Origin of the sequence: Arcanobacterium wilhelmae (genome assembly GCF_029632765.1) — a bacterium.
GTDB lineage: Bacteria > Actinomycetota > Actinomycetes > Actinomycetales > Actinomycetaceae > Arcanobacterium > Arcanobacterium wilhelmae.
In genome coordinates, this window is the sequence record NZ_CP121247.1 from 1343190 (window position 1) to 1357251 (window position 14062).

Below are 14062 nucleotides of genomic sequence, written 5' to 3' on the forward strand. Positions count from 1 at the left end.
AAGTGTGTCGCATTTGGCGGATTTTCGCCACTTGCTGGCACATTTCAGGCAGCGCGAGACTCCGGCGATCCCTTACGCAAGCCCTTCGCACGAGCCGCAACCGAGTTCGCACCCTTCAAAGCAGCGTCGTACACCACGCCCGAGTACTCCTGCAGCTTCTCGCCGCCAGGGAGAAGACCAAGTTCGCCCTCGACGTCGCGATTCGAGCCTTCGCCGAACGTGGAGAAAATATCTCCCACACCCGCGCGCGACACGCGCACCTTCACCTCGACGTCCTGCGGTGAGCGCAGGTCGTTCACACGGCCCTTCACCCAGGTGTTGACCTGTTCGGGGTCGGTGAGTTCCACACCGTTCGTCTGAGAAATGACGGCGGCGATGATAAAAATTGCTAGTGCCAGCAATGCAAGCGTGAAAATAATCGTCCAAACCACGCAACTAATGTACGAATTTTCAAAACGGTTTGGGTATAGCGAAACGCACATTTTAGGTAACAATTGCGCAACTTTCGGTTTCAGTTACGCAACGCCCGACGCCGGGGCGCGCCTTGCGTTCGCCGCTTCGGAACCTCCCCGACCGGCGTCGGGAAAGAGTCTCGACGCCGAGATTGGGCACGCGCCAACGCATGCAGTTACTCGGGCGCGAGTTCCTTCAGGCGCTGCGAGATTACGGAGGTGACGCCGTCTTCGGCCATCGCCACACCGTAAATCGTGTCCGCGATCTCCATTGTGCGCTTCTGGTGCGTGATCACGAGGAGCTGCGAGGAATCCTGAAGCTCCTTGAAAATCTCGATCAGGCGCGAGAGATTCACATCGTCCAGCGCGGCCTCCACCTCGTCCATCACATAGAACGGTGAGGGGCGCGCCTTGAAAATCGCCACGAGGAACGCCACCGCGGTCAGCGAACGCTCACCACCGGAGAGAAGCGAAAGGCGCTTCACACGTTTGCCTGGCGGGCGCGCCTCAATCTCCACGCCCGTAGTGAGGATCGAATCGGGATCCGTGAGCACCAGGTGTCCCTCTCCCCCAGGGAAAAGCCGCGAGAAAACGCCCTCAAACTCGCGCGCCACATCCTCGCACGCGCTCGTCAGCACCTCTTCCACGCGCGCATCAATATCGCGGACGATGCCGAGCAGATCGTCGCGCGATTTCTTCAAATCCGCGAGCTGATCCGTGAGGAAGCGCTGACGCTCCTCGAGCGCCGCATGTTCTTCGAGCGCCAGCGGGTTGATTTTTCCAAGCTTCGCCAGATCGCGCTCCGCCTTGGCAAGCCTGCGCTCTTGCGCCTCGCGGACGAACGGAACTTCGCCGTCGTCGGTGGGGATCGGCAGGTGCGGCCCGTACTCGGCCACGAGCGCGCCCGCTTCCACTCCCACCTGTTCGATCGCACGCGCCTCGAGCTGGCGGTGAGCCATACGCATCTCGGCGAGCGCCACTTCGCGGCGGTGGGCGAGATCGTCGAGCTCGCGTTGCTCACCCAGCAACCGATCAAGGTGCCTGCGCGCGGCAGATAGCGCCACGTCCACATCCGCGCGCTGGGCTTCGGCGCCGTCACGCTCGGCCGTGACCTCCGCCAACGCCTGCGTGGTGAACGTCAGTGCGCTCGTGGCGTCCTCAGCAACACGCTGGGCAATCCGCGCGCCCTCCGCGCGGCGCTGGGCGGCACGTGCCTCGGCAGCGATCCGCGCCTCTGCCGCCTTCGCTGTGTTCTCCAGGGCGTCGGCCTTCCCAGCCACCGCACGCAAACGCTCCTCGCGGGTTCGCAAGTGCAGACGTGCCTCGGTTTCCGCACTGCGAGCTGCGATCGTTGCCTGGTGTGCGGAATCGCGCGCGGCCTGGAACTTTTCGACCTCGGCTGCGAGCGCCGCAGGATCCGCGGCGGCTGCGGCAGCCGTCTGCTCGAGTTCCACTTTTTCAGCGGTGCGCTTTTCAATATCCGCGCCGATTGTTTCCAGGCGCGCCTTGCCGCGCTCAACTTCCGCGTTCGCAGCGGCGAGCGTCTGGCGCAACACGCCGAGCTGTGCAGAGAGCGCCGCGAGCTGCGAATCACGCGCCCCGAGCTGGGTTGCGATCTGCGCGCTCACCTCCTCGAGCCCGGAAAGCTTCTGATGTGCTTCCCCGACCACGGCCTGCGCGGCAGTTTGCGCTTGGGCGGCCTTCTCGGCCTGCGCGAGCGCGTCCTCGTAGATGGCTTGGCGCGCGAGCACCGCCGCGGCTGCCACTTCCCCGCCCCAGGCACGTCCGCCGTCGACGACGTCGCCGTCCATCGTCGCCACCCGCGGCGCGCCGGCCGCGAGCAACGCGCGAGCAGTCGCGAGATCCACGGCGAGCACAGTTCCTGCAAGGAGCTGGGCAAACGGCCCGCTCACGACGTCGGTGGCGAGGCGTGCCTCGTCTGGCGCGAGTTGCGCCTTGGCGAGAGCCGCGCGGGCGGCGTCGTCGGAAAGTGTTCCACTGTGCCCGCCGATCAGCACCTCGACGTGCCCAGCTTGCGCCTCGCGAGCCGCACGGAGCAGATCGAGCGCAGCGTCGACGTCGGCCGTGGAAACGCCTCCGGCTCCCCCGCCGAATGCTGCCTCGGTTGCGCTCTCCCAGCCGGCCTCCACGTGAATCGAATCGCGCGCGAGATCGGCTCCGTGCGCATTCGCCGCCCATGCGGTGGCGTCTTCCGGAGCGAGCGACAGTGCCAGCGTTTCGGCTTTGGTTCGCCACTCGACCGCGGCCGCTTGGGCCTCGCTCAGCGCAGCGCGCGCTGCTTCGAGTGCCGCTTTACCTTCCTCGACCTCGCGCGTAGCCTCCTCGTGCGCGATCGAGAGCGTGTCGTCGCCGTCGGTGTGTGCCACCACATCCTGTTCAAGAGCGGAAACCTGCGCCGCGGATTCCTCGGCGCGTTCGCGCGCATCGTTCACGGCCGCCTCGACGCGGGCCTTCTCCTCCGCAAGGGACTCCAGCCGCGAAGTAGCCGCGGCGATCTTTCCGCTCATGCGTGCCGCGTTCTCGCGCTGGTCCGAGAGCGCACGGTTCGCCGCCGCGAGCTCACCTTCCGCGTTTCGCTCTGCACGCTCGGCGTTCTCGCGCGTGTCAATCACGGAGCTGAGCGAATCGCGAGCCTCCTGCGCCTCACGTGCCAGGCCCTCCTCTTCCTCGCGCGCCACCTGGGCGCGCTCGCGAATATGCTCCGGCGATTCGCCGCGGTTCGACGTCGGCATCGCGGAGCTGAGCGAACGGTGCCGCTCCGCCGCAAGCTCCGTGAGCGATCGGAACCGTTCCTGGAGCGACGTGAGCCGCTGCCACTGCTCGGTGAGCTCGGCGAGTTGCGGGCTTGCCGCCTCGGCTGCGTCCTGGAGTCGGTTGACCTCGTCGCGGGCGTGGGACACCTGCTCGCGCATCTCCTCCGAGCGCTTTGCCATCGTAGCCTCGTCGAGGGTCTGCGCCTCAAGGCGAGCCTGCGACTGTGCGAGATCATCGGCGAGGAGACGGGCGCGGGCGTCGAACACGTCCGCTTGGATCGTTTGCGCGCGGCGGGCCGTTGCTGCCTGGCGCGCGAGCGGGCCAAGCTGGCGGCGCAGTTCCGCCGCCAAATCCTCCACGCGCGTGAGGTTCCCCGCCATCGATTCCAGCTTGCGCAGGGCTTTTTCCTTACGACGCCGATGCTTGAGTACGCCAGCGGCTTCCTCGATGAAGCCACGGCGATCCTCCGCGGTGGCAGTGAGAACCTGATCGAGTTTGCCCTGACCGATAATCACGTGCATCTCGCGGCCCATGCCCGTATCGGAGAGCAACTCTTGAATATCGAGCAGACGCGCGGCCGTGCCATTAATCGCGTATTCGGAGCCGCCCGCACGGAACAGGGTGCGCGAAATCGTCACCTCGGAATACTCAATCGGCAGGGCACCGTCAGTGTTGTCAATCGTGAGCGACACTTCGGCACGCCCGAGCGCCGGACGTTTCGCCGTGCCCGCGAAGATCACGTCGGCCATGTTGCCGCCGCGCAGGTTCTTCGCACCCTGCTCGCCCATCACCCACGCCAAAGCGTCCACCACGTTGGACTTTCCCGAACCGTTCGGGCCAACAACACAGTTGATACCCGGCTCGAAGTGCATCGTGGTGGACGTGGCGAACGACTTGAAGCCCTTCAGCGTGAGCGTTTTCAGGTGCACGAATGTGCCTTAGAACCAGACCGCGATCTCGCGCTCGGCCGACTCGAGAGAGTCCGAGGAGTGGATAAGGTTCTCGATCGCCTCCGTGCCCCAGTCGCGTCCAAAGTCGCCTCGGATCGTGCCCGGAGCCGCCGACGTCGGGTCGGTTGCGCCCGAAAGTGAGCGCACGCCCTCGATCACACGCTCACCCGAAATCACGGCGGCGACGATCGGGCCCGAGCTCATGTAGGCAGCCATCGAAGCGTAGAACGGCTTGTCCACATGCTCGGCATAGTGGGCGGCGAGCTGCTCCGCCGAGGCGGTGAGCATTTTCAGCGAATCGATCGTGTAGCCCTTGCGTTCGATGCGTGCCAGGATCTCGCCGGCGAGGTGACGGCGAACGGCGTCGGGCTTGAGCAAAATCAACGTGCGCATATCATGCCTTATCTGGCGCCGAAGCGCCCATCAGGTGGCGGGCCTGCCCCGCCAACATAATCGAGCCGAGAACAACAGTGACTCCCGGCACCACCGAATCCGGATCAGCGGTTTCAGCCAGATCCGACGCCCGCGTGATGGCGTCCATTAGATTGTATTCGACTTCCACGCGCTCCTCGCCGAAAATATCACGCGCTATCTGCGCGATATCCTCTGGGTCCGCTGCGCGGCCGGTGCCCTCGATCTGCGTGATCACGATCGCATTGAACGCGGGCTCGATCTCCGAAAGCACACCCTCGATGTCCTTGTCTGCCATTGCTGAGTAGACGGCGACGCGCGGGCCGAGGAACGTTTCCTCGATCGCTTCTCGGGTGACCTTCGCGCCAGCAGGGTTGTGTGCCGCGTCCACGAGGACGGTTGGCGAACGCTTGACCACTTCCATGCGGCCTGGCGAGACGGTCGACATGAGCGCGTGCTCCACTACCTCCGCAGGCAGGGCACCTCCGCCAAAGAACGCCTCCACTGCCGCGAGCGCAACAGCGGCGTTCTCGGATTGGAAAGCGCCAAGCATCGCGAGCGGGACGTCTTCATAGAGTGCCGACGGCGTTTTCACTGTGATCATCTGCCCACCGAGCGCCGCCTCGCGGCTCACAACGTGCAGATCCGGGCCCTCGTGCACGAGGGTGGCGTGCATCTGTGCGGCGCGCTGGGCGATCTCGCGTGCGGCATCTTCCACTTGCACCGAGGTGACGACGGTGGCGCCTTCCTTGATAATCCCAGACTTCTCGTGGGCGATCTGCGAGATTTCGTGGCCGAGCCACTTCTCGTGATCGTGGGCGATCGGCGTAAACACGGCCACTTCGGCGTCGATGACGTTCGTGGCGTCCCACTGGCCACCCATCCCCACTTCGATCACGGCAACATCGATCGGAGCATCCGCGAACGCGGCGTACGCCATCACGGTGAACACTTCGAAGAAGCTCATGCGCGGGCCGCCCTCGGCCTGGGATTTCGCGTCCACCATTTCGATGAACGGGGCCACGTCCTCCCAGGCTTGGATGAAGCTCGCCCGCGAGATCGCCTCGCCGTCGATTGAGATGCGCTCGCGCACATTGTTCAGGTGCGGCGAGGTGAAGCGACCGGTGCGCAACCCCCTCTCGCGCAGCAAAGCCTCGATCATCCGGGACGTGGACGTTTTGCCGTTCGTGCCCGTGATGTGAATCGCTCGATACGCGTGTTGGGGGTTGCCCATCATGTCCAGCGCGGTGCGCACACGATCCAGCGACGGCTGGACCTTGTGCTCAGGTGCACGCTCGATGATCTGGGCGTAGATCCGTTCAACCTCGGATTCCAGTTTGGCGTCCTCGGCGAGTAGGTGTGCGGGGTCCAGATCGGGTTCCTCAGAATCCTTGATTTCCTCGATGATTCCCGAATCAGGCCCGGCGAAGAGCGGGGAGGCGAGCAACTCGGCAATCGCCGCCTCTCGCTCATCCTCCGCGGTCAGCGCCTCGTCGGCACTGCCTTCTTCTTCCTCAATGAACGGATCATTGCCCAGATCGTTAGCCAATCTTTTCCACCTTCACTTCCAATGCCTCGCCGGCCGAAACCTCGGCCTCGAGCGAGAGAGTTTCAGATTTGATGAACTCCAAGTTCGCCTCCACCGCCGCGAGGCGATCAGCGGGAACCGTGAGCGTGAGTGCGATGCGGTCTGCCACGTGCAGATCGTCGGCCTTGCGCTGATCCTGGATCGCTCGGACGACATCACGCGCGTAGCCCTCGGCCTCCAGCTCATCCGTGAGCACGGTATCGAGCACCACGAACGAACCCGAATCGAGCACGGACGCAACCGAGCCTTCCTCTGCCTCTACTGCCGTAGACACCTCATACTGGCCCTCGGTGAGCGTGACCGGCGGCTCGACGTGCATCAGCACACCGCCGTCGACCTTCTCCCAGTTGCCCTCGCGGGCAGCCTTGAACAGTGCGGAGGTCTGCTTGCGCACCGACGGGTCGAGTTCGCGCGGAAGCACGGCCAGCTCAGTGCGAACCTCGAGGCCCGACTCCGATGCGCGCTGAATTGTGACTTCCTTCACGTTCACTTCGCCTGCGATCAGCTCCGTGAACGGGGCAAGATCGAGCGGGGTGACAACGGTCATCGACGCCAGCGGCTGGCGCACGCGCAACTTGTTCGCCTTACGCAGGGCGTGAGCCGCGGAAACGACGTCGCGAACCTCATCCATCACCGCAACGAGATCCTCGTCCACAACCGAATCTGGCCACACCGGCCAGTCGGTGAGGTGCACGGAACGCTCGCCAGTGATGCCACGCCAGATTTCTTCCGAAACCAGCGGCAGCAATGGAGCGACCACGCGCATGAGCGCCTCGAGCGCGGTGTAGAGCGTGTCGAACGCGGAGCGATCCTCGTTCCAGAAACGATCGCGCGAGGTACGCACGTACCAGTTGGTCAAAAGCTCCACGAACTCGCGGATCTCGTTCGCACCTTCAGCGATCTCCAGCGCATCCATGTGCTCGCGCACCGAATCGGCCAGGAGCTTCACGCGCGAGAGGAGGTAGCGGTCCATCACGTCCAGCTCGTCGAGTGTGTCAAAATCGACCTGCTTGCCCAGGTAGCCCTCGCCGTTGTTCACGGTGCCGGCGTAGAGCGCGTAGAAGTAGTACGCGTTCCACAGCGGCAGGATCACGTGGCGCATTGATTCGCGGATGCCTTCCTCCGCAACCACGAGGTTGCCGCCGCGCAGAACCGGCGAGCTCATGAGCATCCAGCGCACGGCGTCCGAGCCATACGTATCGAACATCTCCATCGGATCGGGGTAGTTGCGCAGCGACTTCGATGCCTTACGGCCGTCGTTGCCCAGTACGATGCCGTGCGAGATCGCGCTCTTGAAAGCGGGCCGATCAAACAGGGCGGTTGACAGTGCGTGCATCACGTAGAACCAACCGCGGGTCTGGCCAATGTATTCGACGATGAAATCGCCCGGGAAGTGGGTCTCGAACCAGTCCTGGTTCTCGAACGGGTAGTGCACCTGCGCGTACGGCATGGAGCCCGAATCGAACCAAACATCCAGGATATCCGTGACTCGGCGCATCGTGGACTTCCCGGTGGGATCGTCTGGGTTCGGGCGCGTGAGCTCGTCGATGAACGGGCGATGCAGGTTCGGCTTGCCCTCGCGGTCGCGCGGAACGTCGCCGAAATCACGCTCGAGTTCCTCGAAGGAGCCGTAGACGTCGATGCGCGGGTATTCCGGATTGTCTGACTTCCACACCGGGATCGGCGTGCCCCAGTAGCGGTTACGGGAGATCGACCAATCACGAGCGCCGGCGAGCCAGTTCCCGAAGATGCCGTCCTTGATGTAATCGGGCTGCCAGGTGATCTGCTCGTTGAGCTCGCCCATGCGATCGCGGAACTCGGTCACGGCCACGAACCAGGAGGTCACGGGCTTGTACATGAGCGGGCGGCGGCAGCGCCAGCAGTGGGGGTAGGAGTGCACGTGCGACTGCTCGCGAACGAGCACCGCGCGCACCTCGGCCGGGCGACGGGCCATCGAACCGGATGCGTCGCGCAGATCATTGATGATCGGGCGGTTGGCATCGAAGATGTTCATGCCCGCATAATCCGGCACGTTCGCCGCCATATTGCCGGCAGCGTCCACCGTTTCGACAACCTTGATCTTCAGGCCGGCGAGTACGAGCATGTCCTCTTCGCCGTAGGGGGCAATGTGAACCAGGCCGGTGCCGTCCTCTGTGGAAACGTAATCGGCGGTGGCGATCTGCCAAGCGTTTTTGCCGGGGGCCTCATCTTCGCGCGAGAAGTAATCGAAGATCGGATGGTACTTGGTACCTGCGAGATCCGCACCCTTCATACGCGCAACAACGTTCGGCTCTTCGCCGAGTTCCTTGGCGTAAGCCGCGAGGCGCGACTCGGCGACGATGACCTTCTCCCCTGCCAGCGGGCCCTCGGCGGGCTCCACAGTGACGTAGTCGATTTCAGGCCCGACGGCGATCGCGAGGTTGGAGGGCAAGGTCCAGGGCGTGGTGGTCCAGATAAGTGCGAGTTCGCCGGTTTCGAGGCGCAGGCCAACGGTCACCGTAGTGTCCTGGCGATCCTGGTACACATCCGCGTCCATCTTCAACTCGTGGTTAGACAGCGGGGTTTGATCGTGCCAGCAGTACGGCAGTACGCGGTAGCCCTCGTATACGAGGCCCTTGTCGTAGAGAGTCTTAAACGACCAGATCACGGACTCCATGAACGACGGATCGAGAGTGGTGTAGCCGCCCTGAAAATCGACCCAGCGGGCCTGGCGGTTGACATACTCTTCCCATTCGTTGACATACTTGAACACGCCGCTGCGGCACGCATCGTTAAACGCTTCGATGCCGATCTCATCGATCTGGGACTTATCGGTGATGCCGAGCATCTTCTCGGCCTCGAGCTCGGCAGGAAGGCCGTGCGTATCCCAACCGAAGACGCGCTCGACGCGGTGCCCACGCTGAGTCTGGTAGCGGGCCACAAGATCCTTCACGTAGCCGGTGAGGAGGTGGCCGTAGTGCGGGAGGCCGTTGGCAAATGGCGGGCCGTCGTAGAACACGAACTCGTCGCCCTCGCTGCGCTGATCAATCGATGCCTGGAACGTTTCATCGTTCTTCCAGTATTCGATGATGTCGGTTTCCAGCGTGGGGAAATTCGGCGACGCGACCAGCTCAGTATCGCGGTGAAGCGGATATTTGGCGCTCAATGTGGCTCCTCGGGTTAACTCAATACCTCACGAGGACGCATATGCGCGGTACCACCTCGCTTGCCGCTTGCGCGACCACTTCATTTGGGACGATGACGGATCCAACCCGCCCGGTTCTAGTAAGCCCGAGGGCCGTTCTTCCGGGTGCTCCCCGGTGATAGCCGGATCTACACCCGGCCTATTTTACCGACTGCGCCCGCGCGCTTCCAGCCCAATTTTCCGCGCCAACGCAGCGACGACGAACATCACACCGTCAAGCGCAGCCATCGCCGCCGACGTCGGGAGCTCGAGTTTCCAGGCGATCGCGAACCCTGCGAGCGCGGAGGCGAGCGCGACGACGCCGGTGGCCGCGATCGCCGTCGACAGGCGGCGAGCAAACAGGAGCGCGACTGCAGCCGGGCAGATCATGAGTGCAACCACGAGGATCGAGCCAGCAACAGCGAAAGCGCTGACCACAGTGAGAGCCACAAGCACCATCAGCCCGTTTTCTACCGCGACTACTGGCATGCCAGCGGTGAGCGCGAATTCGCGATCGAAGATCGCCACTTTGAGAACGCGGTAGAACACGACGATATAGGCGGCGGTCAACGCGAATACGCCGACGAGTGGCCACATCGCGGCCGGTCCGTAGTTGATCCCGTCGATAATCACGTGTTCACTACGTAACGCCATCAGGTTGAGATCTCCGGCGAGCACCGTGTTTTCTGAAACGTGGACGCCGCGGAACACTGTGGACATCAAAAGCACGCCGAGCGCAAACAGCGCCGGGAAGAGAACGCCTTGATCGGCGTCGCCGGTGACGAGCCGGCGCGAACGCAACCAGTTCGACGTCCAGACGATCAGCAAACCCATGGCCGTGGCGGCAGCCGTCATCACGGGCGAGTGGAGCGTGCCGGTGATCGCCACGCCGATCACGATGCCGGGGAGCACGGCGTGGGAGATCGCGTCAATGAGCATCGATTGCCCGCGCAGCACGATGAACACGCCTGGCAACGCGCACGTGAGGGCCGTGACGGAGGCGAGGAGGAAAGCGGCGGCAATAAAGCTCATGCGGCCACCTCCGTCCCGACGCCGGTGCGCCAGTTGCGCAGCGCCCGCACGGCGAGCGAGGCGAGGAAGCCAGCGAAGAGAACGAGCACAACGATTGGGCCGGTGGGGACGTTCCCCATCGAGATGGAGAGGTAGGCGCCACACGCACCCGCGAGCGCGCCAACACCAGCCGACGCGGCGACCATACCGAGCATGGAGCTAACGAAGGGCCGGACCACGGCCGCTGGCATGAGTGCGAACGCCACCACGAGGATCATGCCCACGGATTTCACGCCGAGCACGATCGCGATGGTGACAACGCCGGTGAGCACGGCATCAACAAGTCGCGGCCGGAAACCGCCAACGCGCGCGAGCACCGGATCGAACACTAGCACGGCGATCTCTTTCCACAGCGCGGCAACGACGAGCGTGGCAACGGCGCCAAGCACCGCAACGGTGTAGAGGTCGACCGCACGCACTGTTGCCGCATTACCGAATAGGTAGCTCATGATCCCAGCTTTTCCGGGGAGTTTTGAGTGGTTGAGGATGTGGATCGCGCATAGACCGCCCCCATAGAAGAGGGAAAGGGCAACAGCCATCGCAGCGTCGGGTTTGGTGGGAGTATGAGCCACTACCCAGTTTGTCAGTGCCACGGCAACGAATGCGGAGGCGGCCGCGCCGAGGGAGATGACGAGTGTGGATTGCCCGTTGGCGCCGAGCGAGGCCGCGAGCGCAAAAGCTCCAACGACTCCGAGGATCGCAGAGTGGCCCATGACGTCGCTCATCAGTGACTGCGCCCGCATGTACAGGAACGATCCTGCTCCCCCGGCAAATAGCCCGACGAGGAGAACGGCAAAGAATGTGGTGCGAAACCCGTAGGTTGCGAAGAACTGCCCGAGTGGGATCATCGGCTCCCGGCCTCCGAAAGCTCGGCCGGAATGCCGTAAGCCTGCGCGACGACGTCGGGCGCCAGTACCTGCCCAACGTGACCGGTTGCGACGACGCTCCCCTCGGCGAGCAGGCTCGCGTGGGTGGCGAATTCTGAGACGGTGGCGAGGTTGTGGTGGACGAGCACAATGGTGGCACCGGCCTCGGTTTGTTCGCACAGAATATCGAGGATCGTGGCTTCAGATGCCATATCAACGCCCGCGAACGGCTCGTCCATGAGCAACAGGTCTGCTTTTTGCGCGAGGAGGCGCGCCACGAACACGCGCTGTTTTTGGCCGCCCGAGAGGGCAGAGATATGGCGGTTCGCCACTGATTCGAGCCCGGCGCGCTCGATAGCCTCCGCGGCCGCGCGCCGGTGTTCGCCGCTCACACGCTTCAACCAGCCCACGCGCGGGTAGGTCCCCATCGCGACGACGTCGGCAACGGTGATCGGGAAATCCCAATCCACCCCGGCAACCTGCGGCATATAGGCAACACGCGTGCGGACTTTGGACAGCGGGCCGCCGAAGAAACGCGCCTCGCCACTCGAGGCGATCAGGCCGAGCGCCGCCTTGATCGACGTCGACTTCCCCGAGCCGTTGGGCCCGACGATCGCGTGCACGCTCCCCTCTTCTACGGTGATGTTCACGCGTTTAAGCGCGCGCACCTGCCCGTAGGAGGCGGAGAGATTTCGCAGTTCGAGTGGCGAGGTCATGCGTTCCTTCCTATTGCCGACTGCCCAGCACATGCTGGACACCAGCGGATGTTGTCACTTGGTGAGCGCCTCGGCGATTGCCTTGGCGTTGTGCTCGAAGGCTCCGAGGTAGGTGTTGACCGGGGCGGAATCGCCGAGGGTATCGGCGTAGAGCACCTTGTCCGAGACTTCCACCTTACCGCCCTTCGCGGCCACCGACTCCTGAAGGTGCTTAATGACCTCAGGGTTCTTGAGGTTGTCCTGGAACACCACGTGTACCTTCTTTGTCGCGATCATGGTGGCGAGCTCGTCGAGCTGGGTGGCGCTCATCTCGGACTCCGAGGAGACGAAATCGGTGGCGTGGATCTCGAGGCCGAAGGTCTTGCCGAGGTAGTTGAAGGCGTCATGGCCGGTCACGAGCACGCGCTTCTCGGCCGGGATCGAATCGAAGACCTTCTTGGCACTTTCGTATGCGGCATCAATCTTGCCGGTGTATTCCTTGGCGTTCTTTTCGTAGGTTGCCTTGTTTGCCGAGTCGATGGTGCCAAGCTTTTGCGCGATCGCGTTCACCGCATACTTCCACAGGATCGGCGAGTTCCACACGTGCGGATCGTGGCCTTCAACCTTGCCATCTTCCTCCCACGGGAGCAGGTCCTTTTCCGGGATCGCTTCGGCTGCGGGCAGCGAGCGCTCCTTGAGGTTATCGAACTGCGCCATCATCTTGTGCTCCATGTCGTGGCTCGTCCACACAACGAGGTCTGCAGCATCGACCTTCTGGATATCTGCGGTGGTGAGCTCCTGCGTGTGCGGATCCCCGCCCGGGGCGACGAGAGTGGTCACCTTCGCATTGGGAGCAATATTGGCGATGGCATCGGCGAGATAGCCGGTAGAGGCAACGATGTTCAGTTCCTTTGCACCAGCGCTTCCCGACGACGCCGGGGCAGGCTTTGCGTTTTCCGAGCAGGCGGTGAGACCAACGGCGAGGAGAGCCGCAGAGGCAAGCGCGGCGATACGATTCAGTTTCATTCTGTTTCCCTTGAGGTATTCGTGCATGTCCCCGAGAAATTAGGGTAGCCTAACTTCTCGACAAAGTTAGGCTACCCTAATTCATGTGCACGTGTCGCAAAAGTCTACTAGATCACTCCCGCGAATCACAATGAAATACAGTGTTTTTGCGACTCTTTCTCACGCGAGTGTCGCACGCTTACGCAACTCACGCTCCGGCGTCGGCCCTCATGCGCTTCTTCAGCACAGAGTTCGCCTGCTCACGCGGGCGGATCACCAGCGAATCGATATTGACGTGAGATGGAAGCGAAAGCGTCCAGCGCACAGCTTCCGCGATGTCGTCCGCGACGAGCGGGGCATCCACGCCAGCGTACACAGCGTCGGCTTTCGCCTGGTCGCCGCGGAACCGCACCAACGAAAACTCCTCCGTATGCACCAGGCCGGGTGCGATCTCGATCAGGCGCACCGGCTCCCCCACAAGCTCGAGGCGAAGCGTGGAGACGATCTCGCGCTCCGCATGCTTCGCGGCCGTGTATCCGGCACCGCCCGGATAAGATTCATGCGCAGCGGTGGAGGTAATAAACACAGCGTCACCGCCTGCCGGCCCGAGCTGCGCAAGGAAACGCTGCGTCACCGCAAGCGTGCCAAGCACGTTCAGCTCGTACATCGCCCGCCAATCGGCCAGCCCGCCGTCGGCGACAGCCTCGGTACCGATCGCGCCGCCCGCGTTGTTCACCAGGGCGTTCACGCCACGAAGCTTGGCACAGTAATCGAAAATCGCTGCCACGCCGGCGTCGGTGGTGAGGTCTGCAGCCACGTAACGCGCGCCGGTCTCGGCCGCGAGCGCTTCCAAGCGGTCCTCGCGCCGCGCCGTCGCGATCACCTCCCAACCGTCCTTCGCGAGCGCGCGCACGCTCGCCGCCCCGATCCCGCTCGACGCTCCCGTCACCAACACTCGTTTCATCCGTTTTCCCTTTCCCGACGCCGGAGCCCAGCTCCCAGCGATTGTTTCGTTGTCTTATCCAACCACCGCGCGCGGGCGTTGCAAAGCAAGGACGCCCGAACGTTGTTGCCGCGCGAGAGCGC

The 14062-nt window shown here is 63.5% G+C and carries 10 protein-coding genes; all 10 read right to left on the reverse strand.

Annotation, left to right across the window (positions count from 1 at the left end):
• Positions 1-44 precede the first annotated feature (44 nt).
• Positions 45-431 carry a hypothetical protein gene (locus P8A24_RS06080; protein WP_278057732.1) on the reverse strand — a complete coding sequence of 129 codons (387 nt, stop codon included), beginning with the start codon at positions 429-431 and terminating at the stop codon, positions 45-47.
• A gap of 197 nt (positions 432-628) precedes the next feature.
• Positions 629-4156: a chromosome segregation protein SMC gene (smc, locus tag P8A24_RS06085; RefSeq protein ID WP_278057733.1), complete on the reverse strand. Its 3528-nt coding sequence runs from the start codon at positions 4154-4156 to the stop codon at positions 629-631.
• 9 nt (positions 4157-4165) lie between these two features.
• The gene (gene ndk, locus P8A24_RS06090; RefSeq protein ID WP_278057734.1) at positions 4166-4570 is read right to left on the reverse strand and encodes a nucleoside-diphosphate kinase; all 405 of its coding nucleotides are present in this window, start codon (positions 4568-4570) and stop codon (positions 4166-4168) included.
• Position 4571: 1 nt separating this feature from the next.
• Positions 4572-6137: a bifunctional folylpolyglutamate synthase/dihydrofolate synthase gene (locus tag P8A24_RS06095; protein WP_278057735.1), complete on the reverse strand. Its 1566-nt coding sequence runs from the start codon at positions 6135-6137 to the stop codon at positions 4572-4574.
• A complete protein-coding gene (gene ileS, locus P8A24_RS06100) occupies positions 6130-9321 on the reverse strand; it encodes an isoleucine--tRNA ligase (protein WP_278057736.1) in 3192 nt (1063 codons plus the stop codon). Before ileS ends, P8A24_RS06095 begins: the two co-directional genes overlap by 8 nt.
• A gap of 183 nt (positions 9322-9504) precedes the next feature.
• Positions 9505-10371, reverse strand: a complete 867-nt coding sequence (locus tag P8A24_RS06105) for a metal ABC transporter permease (protein ID WP_278057737.1) — start codon at positions 10369-10371, stop codon at positions 9505-9507.
• The gene (locus P8A24_RS06110) at positions 10368-11258 is read right to left on the reverse strand and encodes a metal ABC transporter permease (RefSeq protein ID WP_278057738.1); all 891 of its coding nucleotides are present in this window, start codon (positions 11256-11258) and stop codon (positions 10368-10370) included. The genes P8A24_RS06105 and P8A24_RS06110 overlap by 4 nt, the downstream gene beginning before the upstream one ends.
• A complete protein-coding gene (locus tag P8A24_RS06115; RefSeq protein ID WP_278057739.1) occupies positions 11255-11992 on the reverse strand; it encodes a metal ABC transporter ATP-binding protein in 738 nt (245 codons plus the stop codon). The genes P8A24_RS06110 and P8A24_RS06115 overlap by 4 nt, the downstream gene beginning before the upstream one ends.
• Before the next feature lie 54 nt (positions 11993-12046).
• A complete protein-coding gene (locus P8A24_RS06120; protein WP_278057740.1) occupies positions 12047-12997 on the reverse strand; it encodes a metal ABC transporter substrate-binding protein in 951 nt (316 codons plus the stop codon).
• A gap of 187 nt (positions 12998-13184) precedes the next feature.
• Positions 13185-13940 carry an SDR family NAD(P)-dependent oxidoreductase gene (locus tag P8A24_RS06125; RefSeq protein ID WP_278057741.1) on the reverse strand — a complete coding sequence of 252 codons (756 nt, stop codon included), beginning with the start codon at positions 13938-13940 and terminating at the stop codon, positions 13185-13187.
• Positions 13941-14062 lie beyond the last annotated feature (122 nt).

Coding starts and splice junctions, on each gene's coding strand:
- P8A24_RS06120 (WP_278057740.1), bottom strand. CDS start 12,997: ATGAAACTGAATCGTATCGCCGCGCTTGCCTCTGCGGCTCTCCTCGCC.
- P8A24_RS06115 (WP_278057739.1), bottom strand. CDS start 11,992: ATGACCTCGCCACTCGAACTGCGAAATCTCTCCGCCTCCTACGGGCAG.
- P8A24_RS06105 (WP_278057737.1), bottom strand. CDS start 10,371: ATGAGCTTTATTGCCGCCGCTTTCCTCCTCGCCTCCGTCACGGCCCTC.
- P8A24_RS06125 (WP_278057741.1), bottom strand. CDS start 13,940: ATGAAACGAGTGTTGGTGACGGGAGCGTCGAGCGGGATCGGGGCGGCG.
- P8A24_RS06110 (WP_278057738.1), bottom strand. CDS start 11,258: ATGATCCCACTCGGGCAGTTCTTCGCAACCTACGGGTTTCGCACCACA.
- ndk (WP_278057734.1), bottom strand. CDS start 4,570: ATGCGCACGTTGATTTTGCTCAAGCCCGACGCCGTTCGCCGTCACCTC.